The sequence below is a fragment of the Streptomyces alboniger genome (assembly GCF_008704395.1).
Lineage (GTDB): Bacteria > Actinomycetota > Actinomycetes > Streptomycetales > Streptomycetaceae > Streptomyces > Streptomyces alboniger.
In genome coordinates this window covers 2,395,440-2,412,427 of record NZ_CP023695.1, presented here as the reverse complement: position 1 = coordinate 2,412,427, position 16,988 = coordinate 2,395,440, and the positions used below count along the sequence as shown (strand labels likewise).

Genomic DNA, 16,988 nt, shown 5'->3' with positions numbered 1-16,988 from the left:
CCTGCGGCGGGCCGCTGTTTCGTTGATTTCTACGCGCGTCGGGCCGCCGCCTCGCCGGAAATGTTCTTCCGGCAGGCGTCATCCGCACTCGCGCACCGCACTCCGTGGTACGCGCCGGTGCCGATCTCGGCGAAGTTGCGCAGGCTCTCCGTGCCCGGCTCGAAATAGCCGGTGTGCCCCGTGGCGCCCGCAGCCGAGAGCACGCGCGCGCCGAAGCCGCCGGACACCGGGTCGGCACCATGGCCGAGCCCGCCCACCTCCATGTACGGCACATCTTGAATCCAGTCGTCGCTGTCCCGTGCGGCCCAGATCCGAGCCGTCGTACCCAACTGCGACGCCCGGTCGGCGCGCATGCCGGGGCTTCCCGCGACCGCGATGTCGGTGACCCGCCGGGGCAGCGTCCGCGCGGCTACACCGCACACCACGGAACCGTAGCTGTGGCAGTACAGCGCGACCGGGGAACGCCCGGGGAGCGCTCGCACCATGGAGTCGAGCCGCACGGCGCCGCTCTCGGCGCGCATGGACGTGGCCGCGTCCACGCCGATCCCCGCGGGCGCGGTGTAGTCGGCCCAGGCGATCACGGCGGTACGCGCGCGTGGGTTCACGGAGCGCTCCTCGCGGTACAGCGCCTTCGCCATGCCCACCGGCGCCGAGTACTTGCGGAACGTCCGCTCGAAGGTCAGCACATTGGTGTCGACGCCGGGCACCACGACGGAGACGCGGCGGGCCTTGTCGAGGTCTCCGAAGACCTCTGCCATGCGCCCGGCACCCATGGGGTCGAAGGCGAGGACCTGGCGCTCCGGTCGCATCATGACCCCGAAGCGCTTCATTCTGCGCTCGGCCTCCTGCTGCCCCACTGGGGAGAGGCGTTCGTCGTGCATGCGTTCCCGCTCGATCTTGCGGGCCTGTGCCAGGGCGATGCGGTTCGCGCGATAACGCAGCTCGGTGGGCGCGCCGTTCATGTTGCCGACCGCGAGGGGATAGCGGCGGGCGAGCCGGTCGCGCTGCTGCTTGTCGAGCGAGGCGAAGAAGTGGGTGAGCCGAGCGGCGGGAGCATCGGGGTCGGGCAGCGCGTGCCCGTCGATGTTCCCCCGCTCCCAGGCGGAGAGCGCGGCCTCGAGAGGCGACGATTCGCCCGCGTTGTTGCGTACGGCGGTCCAGCCCGTGGTCGCCAGCATGACGAACACGACGGCCAGCGCAAGCAGAGCGCGCCAGGCGTTGAGTTGAGGGGATGAGTCGAAGGAAGTCACTGCGGAACACCCTAGGAGAACCCTGACGCATACCGTGCATCGCGTGACGCGGATCACGTTTCCGTAGGGGCAATTGAGGCACAGCGGGCGCGTCTTGTGTATGTCGTCACGCTCTGTAGGTGGAACACGTGTGCGGCGCGAGGCCCGAACGTGACCCACCGTGGCTGCATTGTCGCTCAGGGTGGGAGCGAATTGTGTTGATTACGCCGCCTTCGGTGAGGGCCGGTCGCCGGGTGACGACCAAAGTCAGGGAAAGCCCCTCAGGGGCATTCCGGGGGGCTTTCGCCTATCCGGGTGACGCACATTCGTACCCCTTCCGATGGCGCGGTCGGACGGTCCAGAGTTCATGCAGGAGCTCCGCACGACGCGGACAACTCAGCCATACGACACGGGGGTTGAAGCACATGCGTACGACCATGCCCACGACCATCACGGCCGCCGCGATCGCCGCACTCATCGCGGTGATCCTCTCACCCACGCACACCGTGGCCGCGGCTCCACCGACGTCCGGCGGATGCGGGCCCGGTGAGCTATGCCTCTGGGAGAAGAAGCAGTTCAAGGGTGCTCGCCACACGTACGAATTGGCCAATATCGACATCGAGAGCTGTATCGCGCTGCCGGAGGGGGGCAGCGCGCAGGCTCTCGCCAACCGAACAGGCCGGCCCGTCACCACGTACCAATCCGCGAAGTGCGCCGAGACCGGCGAGTTCAACACCTACCCGGGCAGCGGCACATGGGCGCCCGAATCCCCATATCGCGTACGGGCTTTCAAGGTCTGGGAAAGCTGAATGGGGGTACTCGTGGATTCGAGCCCGAACCGGCCGGCCCCGAACCGGTCGGCTAGGTCAAGGAGCAGATGATGGCGGGCTTTGGACGCATGACGCGCAAGTACCCCCGCTCACGCGGCCGTACGTGGTCGCGGAGCGGGCCGGACCGCGCGATACCCGAGTCGTCGGGCTCATATGAGTAGTTCCTCGGGCTCATATGGCCAGTTCTTCTGGCTCATATGGACAGCCGGGGCGAACGCGATAAACGGCACGCTCCGAGCTGAGGGGCGACCCACCCCGGCTCAGGGCATCCCCGTCCCGCCGAGTGCTTCCGTCCCTCGGGCGGCGGCCTCGGCGGACGTGGGGCCGGGCACCACGCCCACCGAGGCCGAACCCGGCCCCGACAGAGCCGTCACCTGCGCCCGCAGCGCCCTCACCTCGGCCGTCAACGCCTCGATCGCGGCCGTCTGGCGCCGCTCCTCGACATCGTCCTTCTCGAAGCGCGAGATGAACCACGCCGCGATGTTCGCGGTGACCACACCGAGGAGCGCGATGCCCGACAGCATCAACCCGACCGCGAGCACCCTGCCGAGCCCCGTCGTCGGAGCGTGATCGCCGTAGCCGACCGTCGTCATCGTGGTGAAGGACCACCACACCGCGTCACCGAGCGACTTGATGTTCCCGTTCGGTGAATCCCGCTCCACGGAGAGAACCGCCAATGAGCCGAACATCAACAGACCCACCACCGACCCCACGACATATGTCGTCAGCGTGATCTGCGGAGCCATGCGGGCGCGCCGGCCGACGAGCATCAGCGTGGAGACGAGCCGCAGCAGCCGCAACGGCTGAATCATCGGAAGGATCACAGCGCACAGATCGAGCCACTGAGTGCGGACGAACTGCCCGCGACGATCGGAGAGGAGGAGACGTACGAGGTAATCCAGGGCGAAAGCGCCCCAGACGATCCACTCCACGATTGTGCAGGCTCTCGTCACGGTCCGGCTCGCGTCGGGCATGACGATCGGCACAGCGTAGGCGAGGGCGAACGCCACTGCGAGGGTGAGGAGCGGACGTTGGGTGCGGCGTTCCCAGCGGCTCTGCGCCGGTTGTTCCTTCATGGGCGCATCGTAGGAAACGCCGGAGGGCGACGGGTCCCATGGACCCGCCGCCCTCCGGATGAGACACGAGCCGACATCAGGGCAACGCGTGCGCTGATGTCGGGACGATGTGTCTCTTACGTCAGGGCTATGCGTCGCCCCCGGCCGCACCGGGGTCGGCCGCCGTGACGTCGAGGAGCTGGTAGCGGTCGATCGCCTGCTTCAGGACGGAGCGGTCGACCTTCCCCTCGCGGGCCAGCTCGGTCAGCACGCCGACCACGATCGACTGGGCGTCGATGTGGAAGAACCGGCGGGCCGCGCCACGCGTGTCGGCGAAGCCGAAGCCGTCCGCGCCGAGCGACTGGTAGGTGCCGGGCACCCAGCGGGAGATCTGGTCGGGGACGCTCCGCATCCAGTCGGAGACGGCCACGAACGGGCCCTCGGCGCCGGACAGCTTCTGCGTCACGTACGGGACGCGCTGCTCCTCCTCGGGGTGCAGGAGGTTGTGGCGCTCCACGTCCACGGCCTCGCGGCGCAGCTCGTTCCAGGAGGTCGCCGACCAGACGTCCGCCTTCACGTTCCACTCCGAGGCGAGGATCTGCTGGGCCTCGACCGCCCACGGGACCGCGACACCGGAGGCGATGATCTGGGCGGGGATGGCGCCCTGCTCGCCCGACTTGAAGCGGTAGATGCCCTTGAGGATGCCCTCGACGTCCACGTTGTCCGGCTCGGCCGGGTGCTGGATCGGCTCGTTGTAGACGGTGAGGTAGTAGAAGACGTCCTCGCTGTCGGCGCCGTACATCCGGCGCAGGCCGTCCTTGACGATGTGCGCGATCTCGTAACCGAAGGCCGGGTCGTAGGCGACACAGCCCGGGTTGGTCGAGGCGAGCAGTTGCGAGTGGCCGTCGGCGTGCTGGAGGCCCTCGCCGGTCAGCGTCGTGCGGCCGGCGGTCGCGCCGAGGACGAAACCGCGCGCCAGCTGGTCGGCCATCTGCCAGAACTGGTCGCCGGTGCGCTGGAAACCGAACATCGAATAGAAGACGTACACGGGGATCAGAGGCTCCCCGTGGGTGGCGTAGGCCGAACCGGCGGCGATGAGGGACGCCGTGCAGCCCGCCTCGGAGATGCCGTCGTGCAGCATCTGACCCGTGGGGGACTCCTTGTACGCGAGGAGGAGTTCGCGGTCCACGGCCTCGTACTGCTGGCCGAGCGGGTTGTAGATCTTCGCGCTCGGGAAGAAGGCGTCCATGCCGAAAGTGCGGTACTCGTCGGGGGCGATCAGCACGAAGCGCTTGCCGATCTCCTTGTCCCGCATGAGGTCCTTCAGGATGCGGACGAACGCCATGGTGGTGGCGATCGACTGCTGACCCGAGCCCTTCTTCGCGGCCGCGTACGCCTTGTCCTCGGGAAGCTGGAGGGGCTTCGCGCGCACGACGCGGGTCGGGACGTAGCCGCCGAGGCCCTGGCGGCGGTCGTGCATGTACTGGATCTCTTCCGAGTCCCGGCCCGGGTGGTAGTACGGCGGGGCGCCGCTCTCCAGCTGCTTGTCCGTGATCGGGATGTGCAGACGGTCGCGGAAGCGCTTCAGGTCGTCGACCGTCAGCTTCTTCATCTGATGCGTGGCGTTGCGGCCCTCGAAGTTCGGGCCGAGGGTCCAGCCCTTGACCGTCTGGGCGAGGATCACCGTCGGCTGGCCCTTGTGGGCCTTGGCCGCAGCGTAGGCCGCGTAGACCTTCTTGTGGTCGTGACCGCCGCGGCCCAGGTGCAGGATCTGCTCGTCGGTCATGTTCTCGACCATGGCGCGCAGGCGGTGGTCGTCGCCGAAGAAGTGCTCGCGGATGTAGGCGCCGGTCTCGGTCGCGTACGTCTGGAACTGGCCGTCGGGGGTGGTGTTCAGCTTGTTGACCAGGATGCCGTCCCGGTCCTGGGCGAGCAGCGGGTCCCAGCTGCGGTCCCAGACGAGCTTGATGACGTTCCAGCCGGCGCCGCGGAACTGCGACTCCAGCTCCTGGATGATCTTGCCGTTGCCGCGCACCGGGCCGTCGAGGCGCTGGAGGTTGCAGTTGACGACGAAGGTGAGGTTGTCCAGGCCCTCGCGGGCGGCGATGGAGAGCTGGCCGAGCGACTCGGGCTCGTCCATCTCGCCGTCGCCGAGGTAGGCCCAGACGTGCGACTTGGAGGTGTCGGCGATGCCGCGCGCCTCCATGTAGCGGTTCATCCGCGCCTGGTAGATCGCGCCGAGCGGGCCGAGGCCCATGGAGACGGTCGGGAACTCCCAGAAGTCCGGCATCAGCCGGGGGTGCGGATAGGAGGAGAGGCCGTGGGGCGCCTTGGACTTCTCCTGCCGGAAAGCGTCGAGCTGCTGCTCGGAGAGCCGGTCCAGGAGGAAGGCGCGGGCGTAGATACCGGGGGACGCGTGCCCCTGGAAGAAGATCTGGTCGCCGCCGTCGCCCTCGTCCTTGCCGCGGAAGAAGTGGTTGAAGCCCACGTCGTAGAGGGACGCGGAGGAGGCGAAGGTGGCGATGTGGCCGCCGACGCCGATGCCGGGGCGCTGGGCGCGCGAGACCATTACCGCGGCGTTCCAGCGGGTCGCGTTCAGGACCTTGCGTTCGATTTCCTCGTTGCCGGGGAAGAACGGCTCGTCCTTGGTGGCGATCGTGTTGACGTAATCCGTACTGCGCATTTCGGGAACGGCCACGCGCTTTTCGCGGGCGCGCTCGATCAGTCGGAGCATCAGGTAGCGGGCCCGCTCACGGCCGCGTTCGTCGACCGCGGCATCGAGGGAGTCCAGCCACTCCTGGGTCTCTTCGGGATCGAAGTCCGGGACCTGGCTCGGCAGGCCGCCAATGATGATCGGGTTGCGATCGGATCCGGAAGCCACGCTGTTCCTTCGCTGTTGGGGCTTTCACCTGGGTTCTGCCTGGCCGTGCACCGCTCCCCATCGTGTACCCGACGGACGCGAACGTCATCTCTACCGATAGGTAACCGAGGCGTTCCCCCGGCGTCCCTGGGGTAGGCTCGACCAAATCGCAACGATACGCCCATCCTGCTTAACCGCTTCGCAGAGCCGTTCGGCACCGTACGGATGAGGCGGCAGTTGCGGCGACACGGCCGGGAACGTCACCGTTTCGGCGGTCTCGGCGGCCGGGTACTTGCGCGATCCGTCCCGCCCGTGTGGACTACGGCCAACGCCCCGCGCACGCGCGTGGCTGAAGGCATTCCCGAAAAACATGATCAGGAGGCAATCCGTGAGCGCGACCGCGGACCACGCGGAGACGAACCTTGCCGTAAGGCTTGGTTTCCAGCCCGACCAGGTGGTCCAGGAGATCGGCTACGACGACGACGTCGACCAGGAGCTCCGCGAGGCCATCGAGGAGGCCACTGGCACAGAGCTCGTCGACGAGGACTACGACGACGTGGCTGATGCCGTGGTGCTCTGGTTCCGTGAGGACGACGGGGACCTTACTGATGCGCTGGTGGATGCCATCGCGTACATGGAGGAGGGCGGCCAGATCCTGCTGCTGACTCCGAAGACCGGTCGTGACGGCTACGTCGAGCCGAGCGACATCGGTGAGGCGGCCACCACCGCGGGCCTGTCCCAGACCAAGAGCACGAACGCCGGCAAGGACTGGAGCGGTACCCGCCTGGTCACGCCAAAGGCGGCCGCCAAGAAGCGCTAGCCACGCGCGCGCCGAGCCGCGACCCCAGCAGAGACAGCCGTGAGGCCCTCACCGACGACCATCCGTCGGCGAGGGCCTCACGCGCGTGCGGCCGGTTTCGACAGGGCGTGGACAGACGGACGCGGGGGCGTAGATCGACGGACGTAGGGTGGGGTGTCACCCGATCGGCCCCATCCGGGGGCCCCGTCGAAGGGATGCCCGCTCATGGCGCTCGCTGGAATCGCGACCGGTACCAAGGCTCCGGAGTTCGAGCTGAAGGACAACCACGGCCGCTCCTTGAAGCTCTCCGACTTCCGGGGCGAGAAGAACGTGGTGCTGCTCTTCTACCCGTTCGCGTTCACCGGCGTCTGCACCGGTGAGCTGTGCGCGCTCCGCGACGAGCTGCCGAAGTTCGTCAACGACGACACCCAGCTGCTCGCCGTCTCCAACGACTCCATCCACACCCTGCGCGTCTTCGCCGAGCAGGAGGGCCTGGAGTACCCGCTGCTCTCCGATTTCTGGCCGCACGGCGAGGTCTCGCGCGCGTACGGCGTCTTCGACGAGGAGAAGGGCTGCGCGGTGCGTGGCACCTTCATCATCGACAAGGAGGGCGTCGTGCGCTGGAGCGTTGTCAACGGCCTGCCCGACGCGCGTGACCTGAACGAGTACGTCCGGGCGCTCGACACCCTGTGATTCCGAGCCGCAGAGCATGTGGCGGCCGGGAACCGGTCACTAGGATCCACTCGTTGATCCGATGGCAACGCAACGCTTGGGGCTCCCCGCCCCTGGACACCAATTGGGAGGACTCGTGGGAGTCAGCCTCAGCAAGGGCGGCAACGTATCGCTGAGCAAGGAGGCGCCTGGCCTGACCGCGGTTCTGGTCGGCCTCGGCTGGGACGTCCGCACCACCACCGGTACGGACTTCGACCTCGACGCCAGTGCGATCCTGACGAACGCGGAGGGCAAGGTCACCAGCGACCAGAACTTCGTGTTCTTCAACAACCTGAAGAGCCCCGACGGCTCCGTCGAGCACACCGGTGACAACACCACCGGTGAGGGCGAGGGCGACGACGAGGTGATCAAGGTCGACCTGGCGACCGTGCCCGCGGACGTCGAGAAGATCGTGTTCCCGGTCTCCATCTACGACGCCGAGACGCGCCAGCAGTCGTTCGGCCAGGTCCGAAACGCGTTCATCCGCGTCGTGAACCAGGCGGGCGGCGCGGAGATCGCGCGTTACGACCTCTCCGAGGACGCCTCGACGGAGACCGCCATGGTCTTCGGCGAGCTGTACCGCCACGGCGCCGAGTGGAAGTTCCGCGCGGTCGGCCAGGGGTATGCCTCGGGTCTGCGCGGTATCGCGCAGGACTTCGGCGTCAACGTCTGAGCCGAGCAGCCCCTCCGCCTTGTCGTCCGGCGCCGCACACGCACCAGGTGCGGCGCCGGACGTGCTCATCACCGTGTGCCCCCGTCACCTTGGGGGCACCACGGGCACTGCCGCTCTCGTCACCTCGGGGAGGACCACGAATATGGGCGTCACACTCGCCAAGGGAGGCAATGTCTCCCTCTCCAAGGCCGCACCGAACCTCACCCAGATCCTTGTCGGCCTCGGCTGGGACGCGCGCTCCACCACCGGCGCCCCCTTCGACCTCGACGCCAGCGCGCTGCTGTGCAGCGCGGGCAGGGTCCTCGGCGACGAGTGGTTCGTCTTCTACAACAACCTGAAGAGCCCCGACGGCTCCGTCGAACACACCGGCGACAACCTGACCGGTGAGGGTGACGGCGACGACGAGTCGCTCCTGGTCGACCTCTCCAAGGTGCCGGCCAACTGCGACAAGATCATATTTCCTGTCTCCATTCATGACGCGGACCATCGCGGGCAGGCGTTCGGGCAGGTCAGCAACGCCTTCATCCGCGTGGTGAACCAGGCGGACGGGCAGGAGCTGGCGCGCTACGACCTGAGCGAGGACGCCTCCACGGAGACCGCCATGATCTTCGGCGAGGTGTACCGGTACGGAGGCGAGTGGAAGTTCCGTGCCGTCGGGCAGGGGTACGCGTCGGGCCTGCGAGGTATCGCTCTAGACTTCGGGGTCAATGTTTCGTAAAGCCGGGGACCGGCGCGGGGGAGACCGCTAAACGGGAGCCCGTACACACACGATTGGTTAACCAGTGATTCTGAAAACCTTCGGCTGGTCGTTCGCGGTTACCGCGCTCGGCCTGGTCGCGGCGGTGCTCTACGGGGGGTGGACCGGGTTCGGCGTCGTGGCGATCCTGTCCATCCTCGAGATCTCGCTGTCCTTCGACAACGCGGTGGTCAACGCCGGAATCCTGAAGAAGATGAGTGCCTTCTGGCAGAAGATCTTCCTCACCATCGGTGTGCTGATCGCGGTCTTCGGTATGCGGCTGGTCTTCCCCGTCGTCATCGTGGCCATCAGTGCCAAGACCGGCCCGATCGAGGCGGTGCGCCTCGCGCTCAACGACAAGGACCGGTACCAGCAGCTGGTCACCGACGCGCACCCGTCGATCGCCGCCTTCGGTGGCATGTTCCTGTTGATGATCTTCCTCGACTTCATCTTCGAGGACCGTGACATCAAGTGGCTGGGCTGGATCGAGCGCCCGCTCGCCAAGCTCGGCAAGGTCGACATGCTGTCGGTCTGCATCGCCCTCGTCGTGCTCATGATCACCGCGATGACCTTCGCGACCAACGCCCACCAGCACGGCGGCGTCCATGTGGACAAGGCGCAGACCGTCCTGATCTCCGGTATCGCCGGACTCATCACCTATCTGGTGGTGGGCGGTCTCTCCGGTTACTTCGAGAACAAGCTGGAGGAAGAGGAGGAGCGCGAGCACGAGGCCGAGGAAGAGGCCAGGAAGAGCGGCAAGAAGGTGCCCGCCGTCGTGATGGCGGGCAAGGCCGCGTTCTTCATGTTCCTCTACCTTGAGGTCCTGGACGCGTCCTTCTCCTTCGACGGCGTCATCGGCGCCTTCGCGGTCACCAACGACATCGTCCTGATGGCGCTCGGCCTCGGCATCGGCGCCATGTACGTCCGGTCGCTCACCGTGTACCTGGTCCGCCAGGGCACCCTCGACGACTACGTCTACCTGGAGCACGGCGCGCACTACGCGATCGGCGCCCTCGCCGTGATCCTCCTCGTCACCATCCAGTACGAGATCCACGAGGTCATCACCGGCAGCGTCGGCGTCATCCTGATCGCCTGGTCGTTCTTCTCGTCCGTGCTCCGCAACAAGCGGCTCGCGGCGGCCGAGGGGCAAGGCAGTTCCGGAGAGAAGAGCGAGGTCTCGTCCGGGGTCTGACGCTGACTGATTCCCTCGCCGCACTGTCCGATTCCGTACTCCGGAGTGTGACGGCGGCCAGGGTGAGGAACGCTCTGTGCGGGGCGGCCGTCGAGGAGGTTTCCTCATGGCCGCCCCGTCGGTATTCGTGCGGGGCACAAGGGACACTTGGGGGCGGCATGTCCTTCTGGGACGGTCTGTGGCGTGGGCGTTCGATGGACTTCGAATCGGGCAGCGCCGCGACCAACTCCATCGAACTGACCAAGCGCAACCCGACGGTCTCGCTCAGTAAGCAGGGCGCGGCCACCGGCAATCTGCGCGTCAACCTGTCCTGGCAGATGCGGACGTCCGACCTCATCGGCAAGCAGCGGGGCGGTGCCGGCCTGCTGCGGCACCCGCTCAAGCTGTTCCAGCCCGACGTCGTGCAGGCGCACACCCAGGGCGTGGTCAATGTGGACCTCGACATCGGCTGCCTGTACGAGCTGATGGACGGCACCAAGGGCGTCGTGCAGCCGCTGGGGAGCTTCTTCGGAAGCCTCAACGCGCCGCCGTACGTGAAGCTGAGCGGCGACGACCGGTTCGGCTCGCCCTCCGGGGAGACGATCTACGTCAACCTCGACCACCGCGAGTCCATCAAGCGGCTGCTGGTCTTCGCGTACATCTACGACCAGACCCCGGCCTTCGACCGCACACACGCCAAGGTCACGCTCTACCCCAGCAACGGGCCGAGGATCGAGATCGACCTGGACGAGCGCCAGCCGCAGGCCCGCTCGTGCGCGGTGGTCTCCATCGAGAACGTCAAGGGCGAGCTGATGGTGCGCCGCGAGGTGAAGTTCGTCTACGGCTTCCAGGCGGAGCTCGACCGGCTGTACGGCTGGGGACTGCAATGGGGCCGGGGCTACAAGACCAAGGTGGGCTGAGCCCGTGGCCCCACCCGGCGCCCCGGCCGGCCCCGGGTCCCCCGGCGCGCCCTCAGCGGGGCAGGAACTGCGGCCCCTGCGGAGGCAGCCGGAAGTTCGGGTCCGGCATCGGGGTCACCGGCTGCGGATAGCCGTACGAGGGCTGGGCGACCGGCGGCGGGCCGCCGATCGGCCGGGGCTGGGTGGGCGCCGCCGGAGGGTAGCCGTACGAGGGCTGGGGCGCGGGATGCCGGGGCGGCTCGGGCGGGTAGCCGTACGCGGGCTGCGGGTGCGGCTGCGGGGCGGGCTGGACCATCGACGGCTGCGGCAGTGGCTGGGCCACGGACGGCTGCGGCCGTGCCATGGAGGGCTGCGCCATGGACGGCTGGGACTGGGGCTGTGGCGCGGGCTGCTGGGGCGGCAGCGGGAAGGACGCCGAGGAAGGGGGCACGGAGGTCTGGGGCGCGGGTTCGGGTACCGCGGAATCCGTGTCGTCCACGGAGATCCCGAAGTCGGAGGCGAGCCCCTCCAGGCCGTTGGTGTACCCCTCGCCGAGCGCCCGGAACTTCCAGCCCTCGCCGCGGCGGTACAGCTCCCCGCAGATCAGCGCCGTCTCCTCGCCGGTCTGCGGAGTGATGTCGAAGTAGGCGAGCGGCTCACCGTCGGCGACCGTGGCGTCGTGGAGCAGGATCCGCAGCGACGGCACGTGCTCAAAGGCGACGCCCTCCGCCGACGCCACCAGGAGGACACGGTCCACCGCGCCCTCCATCCCGGCGAGATCTGTCTGGATCGTGTCGGTCAGGCCCTCGGCGACCCGCTTCTTGCCGAGCCGCCAGACCGTGCCGCCCGGATGGCGCGGCTGGTTGTAGAAGACGAAGTCCTCGTCCGAGCGGACCCGGCCGTCGCCGCCGAGGAGCAGCGCCGACGCGTCGACGTCGGGGACGCCCTGACCGGGGGTCCAGCGCAGCACGGCGCGGACCGCCGGGGCTTCCAGAGGGACGTTGGACCCCTTCAACATCGCGTGCGTCATGCGGTCATCCTGCCTTCCCCCGCACGGGCCGGACAACGCGGGGGGCGCAAGGTCCCGGCCGCGTCGGCAGGCCCCTGACCTGCGGGTGCTGCGAGCGTGCGACGGTTGTGTGGTGAGCGAGTGCGACATGGCCGGGTTACCTGAAGTTCATGCCCGGAGGGAACCCCCGGCACCCGTCTCTACGTACTATTACCGGCCACATCACAACGGCCCATGTCGATGAAACAGGCGATAACGGCGATAACGGCGATAACAGGGGAATCTCATGCGTCATTTCGGGCACGTCGCCCCAGAGGTGCGGCAGCGTCTCTTCCACCGGGAGCCGTGTGCCTTCACCGCGGACTCCCCGCCCCACCTGCTCGCGTCCGCCCTGGGGGCCACGCTCTACAGCCCGGCCACCCGCCCGCGTCTCGCCGACGACATCCTGAAGCAGGCCGGCCGCGGTGTGACCTCCATGGTGGTCTGCCTGGAGGATTCCATCGACGACTCCGAGGTGGCCGACGCCGAGGAGAACCTGGTCCGGCACTTCGCCGACCTGGCGGAACGGGGTGTGGAGCCCCCGCTGCTCTTCATCCGGGTGCGCGCCGCCGAGCAGATCCCCGACCTGACCCGAAGGCTCGGGCCGAGCCTTCGACTGTTGTCCGGATTCGTACTGCCCAAATTCACCGAGGAGCGGGGCGTTCCCTTCCTTGAGGCGATCGCGGCCGCGGAGGCGGAGGCGGGCGGCGCGACCGGCGGGCGGCGGCTCTTCGTCATGCCCGTCCTGGAGTCGCCCGAGCTGCTGCACCTGGAGAGCCGCGGTGAGACCCTCGCCGGGATCGCCCGCACTGTCGACAAGTACCGCGACCGGGTGCTCGCGCTGCGCCTGGGTGTCACCGACTTCTGCTCGGCGTACGGACTGCGCAGACCGCCGGACATGACCGCGTACGACGTGCAGATCGTGGCCTCCGTCATCGCGGACGTGGTGAACATGCTGGGCAGGGCCGACGGCACGGGATTCACCGTGACCGGGCCCGTGTGGGAGTACTTCCGCGTCCAGGAGCGCATGTTCAAGCCGCAGCTGCGCCGCAGCCCCTTCCTGGAGGGCCGGGCCGAGGAGCTGCGGCAGGCCCTGATCGAGCACGACATGGACGGTCTGCTCCGCGAGATCGAGCTGGACCGCGCCAACGGCCTGCTCGGCAAGACCTGCATCCACCCCTCGCACGTCCTGCCCGTGCACGCCCTGTCGGTCGTCAGCCACGAGGAGTTCAGCGACGCCGAGGACATCCTGCGCCCCGACCGGGGTGGCGGCGGGGTGCTGCGCTCCTCGTACACGAACAAGATGAACGAGGTGAAGCCGCACCGTGCCTGGGCCGAGCGGACCCTCAGGCGCGCCGAGGTCTTCGGCGTCGCCAGGGCCGACGTCGGCTTCGTGGAACTGCTCACCGCCGGGTTGCCCGGCTGATGAACGTAAGGAACATGACGTACGTGAGACAAGACGCGGTGTGGTCGGGGAGCTGGGTCGCCGAGCGGCTCGGGGTCGGGCTCGACGGCGACGAGGCGCTGCCCGGCCTGCTCGGCCTCGCGCTGCGCCGCAACCCCAGGCGGGCGCACCTCCTGGTGTCGAACGTGCTCGGCAAGCACGTGCCGCAGCACCCCTCGGTCGTGTACGGGGCCGGGCACGGCCTCGGCGTCCGGGTGCGGAACCTGCTCGGCGACGACGAGGCGCGGCACGCCGTCGTACTCGGCTACGCGGAGACCGCGACCGGCCTCGGTCACGCGGTCGCCGACGGCGTCGGCCTCGCGCCCTATCTGCACTCCACCCGCCGCCCCGTCGAGGGCGTCGAGCGCGCGGGTGGCTTCGAGGAATCGCACTCGCACGCCAGTTCGCATCTGCTGCTGCCTGAGGACCCGCGACTGCTGGCCGGGGACGGCCCGCTGGTCCTCGTCGACGACGAGTTCTCCACCGGCAACACGGTCCTGAACACCATCCGCGCCCTGCACGAGCGCTTCCCGCGCGAGCGGTACGTCATCGTGGCGCTGGTCGACATGCGCTCGCCGGACGACCGGGGCCGGCTGGCCGCCTTCGCCCGTGGGATCGGCGCCCGCGTCGACCTGATCGCCATGGCGTCCGGGACGGTACGGCTGCCCGACGGCGTCCTGGAGAAGGGGCAGCGCCTGGTCGCCGAGCACGACACGGACCCCGCCGCGGAGCCGCGCGGAGAGCGCGGCACGCTCACGCGCGTCGAGCTGGGCTGGCCGGCCGGGATACCCGACGGAGGACGGCACGGCTTCACGCCCGCGCACCGCGAGCGCCTGCGCGGCGCGCTGCCCGGGATGGCCGAGCGGATCGCGAAGGCCCTTCCCGCAGACGCGCGCCGCGTACTCGTCCTCGGGTTCGAGGAACTGATGTACGCGCCGCTGGTGCTCGGCGTCGAGCTGGAACGGGAGCTGGGGCGGCGGACCGGCGCGGAGGTGCGGTACTCCACCACGACCCGCTCGCCCGTGCTCGCCGTGGACGACCCCGGTTACGCGATACGCACCCGCCTCGTCTTCCCCGCGCACGACGCGCCCGCCGACGGGGAGGGGCCCCGGTTCGCGTACAACGTCGCGGGCGGGGACTTCGACGCGGTCGTCGTCGTGGTGGACTCCGTGGCGGATACGCCGCAACTGCACGCCGCCGACGGCCTGTTGGCCCAGCTCTCCGCGCACGCCGGGCAGGTGCTGCTGGCGGTCGTGCCCTCATACGTCCCCCCGCGGGACGCCTCCGAAAGGCCCTCCATGCTCCCCGAGCCGCTCCGTGGCCCCGCCTTCTCCTCGTATGCGCCCGAAGACGTCGGCTGGCTGCTCCAGGACCTCTCCGACGTGAGCCTCGAAGCACCCACGGAGGAGCGCGAGGAGGCGATACAGAGCGGGGGCGCGCACTACGCCGAGTCGCTGCCGGTCGAGTACCAGCCGAGCGAGCGGTACCAGGAGCTGTTCCGTGCCGCGCTCGACACCTCCGCCGCCCGCATCGCCCAGGCCGTCGGCACCGTCACCGACGTCGTCCTCGCCGAGAGGCCGCCGCGTCCCGTCCTGGTGTCACTGGCCCGCGCCGGCACGCCCGTCGGCGTCCTGATGCGCCGCTGGGCCGCCCACCGGCACGGCCTCGACCTGCCGCACTACGCCGTGTCGATCGTGCGCGGCCGCGGCATCGACGCCAACGCCCTGCGCTGGCTCGCCGCCCACCACGACCCCGCCGACATCGTCTTCGTCGACGGCTGGACAGGCAAGGGCGCGATCACCCGGGAACTCGCGGACGCCGTGAGGGAGTTCGAGAAGAGCGGCGGCCCGGTGGGCTTCCGTCCGGAGATCGCGGTGCTGGCCGACCCCGGCTCGTGCGTGCGCACCTACGGCACCCGCGAGGACTTCCTCATCCCCTCCGCGTGCCTCAACTCCACGGTGTCCGGGCTGATTTCGCGTACCGTGCTGCGCTCCGACCTGGTCGGCGCGGACGACTACCACGGCGCGAAGTTCTACCGCGAGCTGGCCGGCGCCGATGTGTCCGGCCACTTCGTCGACGCGGTCGTGGCCCGCTTCGACGAGGTCGCCGACGCGGTGGACGCCCAGGTCAAGGAGGCTCTTTCCGCCGATCGGGCACCGACATGGGAGGGCTGGGCCGCCGTGGAGCGGATCAGCGAGGAGTACGGGATCCACGACGTGAACCTCGTCAAGCCGGGCGTCGGCGAGACCACGCGGGTGCTGCTGCGCCGCGTCCCCTGGAAGATCCTGGCCCGTGCCGGAGCGGGGGCGGACCTCGACCACATACGGCTGCTCGCCGAACAGCGGGGCGTCCCCGTCGAGGAGGTCGGCGAACTGCCCTACAGCTGCGTCGGGTTGATCCACCCCAAGTACACGCGCGGCGCGACCGGCGCGGACGGCAAGGCGGTGGCTTCCCAGTGACCCGGCTCGTCGCAAGCGACCTCGACCGCACGCTCATCTACTCCGCTGCGGCCCTCGGCCTGACCATGCCCGACGCCGAGGCGCCGCGCCTGCTCTGCGTCGAGGTGTACCAGGGCCTGCCGCTGTCGTACGTCACCGAGGCCGCGGCGGGCCTCCTCGACGAGCTGGGCCGCGCCGCGGTCTTCGTACCGACCACGACGCGCACCCGCGAGCAGTACGGACGTATCCGTCTCCCGGGCCCCGCACCGGAGTTCGCGATCTGCGCCAACGGCGGGCACCTGCTCGTCGACGGCGTCTCCGACCGCGACTGGCAGCGGCGGGTGGCCCGGCGCCTCGCCGACGAGTGCGCCTCGCTCGACGAGGTCCGCGCCCACCTCCTGCGCACCGCCGACCCGGCCTGGCTGCTCAAGGAGCGCGTCGCCGAGGACCTCTTCGCGTATCTGGTCGTCGAGCGCTCGCTGCTGCCCGACGGCTGGGTGAAGGAACTCGGCGAGTGGGCGCGGGGGCGCGGCTGGACGGTCTCGCTCCAGGGGCGCAAGATCTACGCGGTTCCGCAGCCGCTCACCAAGAGCGCGGCGGTACGGGAGGTCGCACGGCGCGTCGACGCGGAGGAGATCCTCACGGCGGGCGACTCGCTGCTCGACGCCGATCTGCTGCTCGCCGGGGACCGCGCGTGGCGCCCCGGGCACGGGGAGCTGGCCGACACCGGCTTCGCGGCGCCGGGCCTCACGGTGCTGGAGGAGCGGGGGATCGCGGCGGGTGAGGAGATTCTGCGGGCGTTCCTCGCGGCGGGGGTCAGGCCCTAGCCTGTGCGTATGCCTCGATACGAATACCGGTGCCGGTCCTGTGGTGACACCTTCGAGCTGAGCCGGCCGATGGCCGAGTCCGGCGACCCCGCGATGTGCCCTGTCGGGCATGAGGACACGGTGAAGTTGCTGTCGACCGTGGCGGTCGGCGGGGCGGCTTCCGCGGCTCCGTCTGCGCCTGGCGGGGGTGGCGGGGGCGGTTGCTGTGGTGGGGGTTGCTGCGGCTGAGGGTGGGGTCGTTCGCCGTGGGGGGTGGGGCTGAAGGGGC

At 69.3% G+C, this 16,988-nt stretch carries 15 protein-coding genes and 1 pseudogene; 12 read left to right on the top strand and 4 right to left on the bottom strand.

Annotated features, from left to right (window positions below):
- Positions 1-29 precede the first annotated feature (29 nt).
- Positions 30-1,250 (bottom strand): alpha/beta hydrolase, encoded by a 1,221-nt coding sequence (locus CP975_RS10610; protein WP_055534550.1) that lies wholly within the window; start codon positions 1,248-1,250, stop codon positions 30-32.
- A gap of 404 nt (positions 1,251-1,654) precedes the next feature.
- On the opposite strand from CP975_RS10610, the gene CP975_RS10605 reads away from it, so the two are divergent.
- Positions 1,655-2,038: a peptidase inhibitor family I36 protein gene (locus CP975_RS10605; RefSeq protein WP_055534548.1), complete on the top strand. Its 384-nt coding sequence runs from the start codon at positions 1,655-1,657 to the stop codon at positions 2,036-2,038.
- Positions 2,039-2,109: 71 nt separating this feature from the next.
- Positions 2,110-2,190: pseudogene (locus CP975_RS35720) on the top strand (small hydrophobic protein); the annotation flags it as partial.
- Between the two features lie 129 nt (positions 2,191-2,319).
- Here the strand turns inward: CP975_RS35720 and CP975_RS10595 are convergent.
- Together CP975_RS10595 and aceE are read right to left on the bottom strand one after the other, a co-directional pair.
- Positions 2,320-3,135 carry a potassium channel family protein gene (locus CP975_RS10595; RefSeq protein WP_055534546.1) on the bottom strand — a complete coding sequence of 272 codons (816 nt, stop codon included), beginning with the start codon at positions 3,133-3,135 and terminating at the stop codon, positions 2,320-2,322.
- A 127-nt stretch (positions 3,136-3,262) separates the two neighbouring features.
- The gene (gene aceE / locus CP975_RS10590; protein WP_055534545.1) at positions 3,263-5,995 is read right to left on the bottom strand and encodes a pyruvate dehydrogenase (acetyl-transferring), homodimeric type; all 2,733 of its coding nucleotides are present in this window, start codon (positions 5,993-5,995) and stop codon (positions 3,263-3,265) included.
- Between the two features lie 367 nt (positions 5,996-6,362).
- Between aceE and CP975_RS10585 the strand changes: the two genes are divergently transcribed.
- The 6 genes from CP975_RS10585 (at position 6,363) to CP975_RS10560 (ending at position 10,984) form a co-directional block, all read left to right on the top strand.
- Positions 6,363-6,794, top strand: coding sequence for a DUF3052 domain-containing protein (locus CP975_RS10585; RefSeq protein WP_030777894.1), 432 nt, complete (start codon positions 6,363-6,365; stop codon positions 6,792-6,794).
- Between the two features lie 204 nt (positions 6,795-6,998).
- Positions 6,999-7,466, top strand: a complete 468-nt coding sequence (locus CP975_RS10580; RefSeq protein WP_055534544.1) for a peroxiredoxin — start codon at positions 6,999-7,001, stop codon at positions 7,464-7,466.
- Between the two features lie 115 nt (positions 7,467-7,581).
- Entirely contained in the window at positions 7,582-8,157 is a 576-nt protein-coding gene (locus tag CP975_RS10575; protein ID WP_055534543.1) for a TerD family protein, read from the top strand.
- A gap of 142 nt (positions 8,158-8,299) precedes the next feature.
- Positions 8,300-8,875, top strand: a complete 576-nt coding sequence (locus tag CP975_RS10570; RefSeq protein WP_055534542.1) for a TerD family protein — start codon at positions 8,300-8,302, stop codon at positions 8,873-8,875.
- 64 nt (positions 8,876-8,939) lie between these two features.
- Positions 8,940-10,085, top strand: a complete 1,146-nt coding sequence (locus tag CP975_RS10565) for a DUF475 domain-containing protein (protein WP_055534541.1) — start codon at positions 8,940-8,942, stop codon at positions 10,083-10,085.
- 158 nt (positions 10,086-10,243) lie between these two features.
- Positions 10,244-10,984: a TerD family protein gene (locus tag CP975_RS10560; RefSeq protein WP_150476806.1), complete on the top strand. Its 741-nt coding sequence runs from the start codon at positions 10,244-10,246 to the stop codon at positions 10,982-10,984.
- Positions 10,985-11,036: 52 nt separating this feature from the next.
- Here CP975_RS10560 and CP975_RS10555 read toward each other — a convergent pair whose 3' ends face one another.
- The gene (locus CP975_RS10555) at positions 11,037-11,993 is read right to left on the bottom strand and encodes a TerD family protein (RefSeq protein ID WP_150476805.1); all 957 of its coding nucleotides are present in this window, start codon (positions 11,991-11,993) and stop codon (positions 11,037-11,039) included.
- 265 nt (positions 11,994-12,258) lie between these two features.
- Between CP975_RS10555 and CP975_RS10550 the strand changes: the two genes are divergently transcribed.
- The 4 genes from CP975_RS10550 to CP975_RS10535 are packed head-to-tail and all read left to right on the top strand — an operon-like array spanning position 12,259 to position 16,948.
- Positions 12,259-13,437, top strand: coding sequence for an HpcH/HpaI aldolase/citrate lyase family protein (locus tag CP975_RS10550; RefSeq protein ID WP_150476804.1), 1,179 nt, complete (start codon positions 12,259-12,261; stop codon positions 13,435-13,437).
- Positions 13,438-13,451: 14 nt separating this feature from the next.
- Positions 13,452-15,914, top strand: coding sequence for a phosphoribosyltransferase (locus tag CP975_RS10545; RefSeq protein ID WP_425474241.1), 2,463 nt, complete (start codon positions 13,452-13,454; stop codon positions 15,912-15,914).
- Positions 15,911-16,720 (top strand): HAD family hydrolase, encoded by an 810-nt coding sequence (locus tag CP975_RS10540; RefSeq protein ID WP_055536387.1) that lies wholly within the window; start codon positions 15,911-15,913, stop codon positions 16,718-16,720. The genes CP975_RS10545 and CP975_RS10540 overlap by 4 nt, the downstream gene beginning before the upstream one ends.
- 9 nt (positions 16,721-16,729) lie before the next feature.
- Positions 16,730-16,948, top strand: coding sequence for an FmdB family zinc ribbon protein (locus tag CP975_RS10535; RefSeq protein WP_150476803.1), 219 nt, complete (start codon positions 16,730-16,732; stop codon positions 16,946-16,948).
- Positions 16,949-16,988: the final 40 nt, after the last annotated feature.

Bases quoted from the DNA above. Each gene is read 5' to 3' on its own strand.
- CP975_RS10605 (WP_055534548.1), top strand. From the start codon at position 1,655: ATGCGTACGACCATGCCCACGACCATCACGGCCGCCGCGATCGCCGCA.
- CP975_RS10595 (WP_055534546.1), bottom strand. From the start codon at position 3,135: ATGAAGGAACAACCGGCGCAGAGCCGCTGGGAACGCCGCACCCAACGT.
- CP975_RS10580 (WP_055534544.1), top strand. From the start codon at position 6,999: ATGGCGCTCGCTGGAATCGCGACCGGTACCAAGGCTCCGGAGTTCGAG.
- CP975_RS10570 (WP_055534542.1), top strand. From the start codon at position 8,300: ATGGGCGTCACACTCGCCAAGGGAGGCAATGTCTCCCTCTCCAAGGCC.
- CP975_RS10560 (WP_150476806.1), top strand. From the start codon at position 10,244: ATGTCCTTCTGGGACGGTCTGTGGCGTGGGCGTTCGATGGACTTCGAA.
- CP975_RS10555 (WP_150476805.1), bottom strand. From the start codon at position 11,993: ATGACGCACGCGATGTTGAAGGGGTCCAACGTCCCTCTGGAAGCCCCG.
- CP975_RS10550 (WP_150476804.1), top strand. From the start codon at position 12,259: ATGCGTCATTTCGGGCACGTCGCCCCAGAGGTGCGGCAGCGTCTCTTC.
- CP975_RS10545 (WP_425474241.1), top strand. From the start codon at position 13,452: ATGACGTACGTGAGACAAGACGCGGTGTGGTCGGGGAGCTGGGTCGCC.
- CP975_RS10535 (WP_150476803.1), top strand. From the start codon at position 16,730: ATGCCTCGATACGAATACCGGTGCCGGTCCTGTGGTGACACCTTCGAG.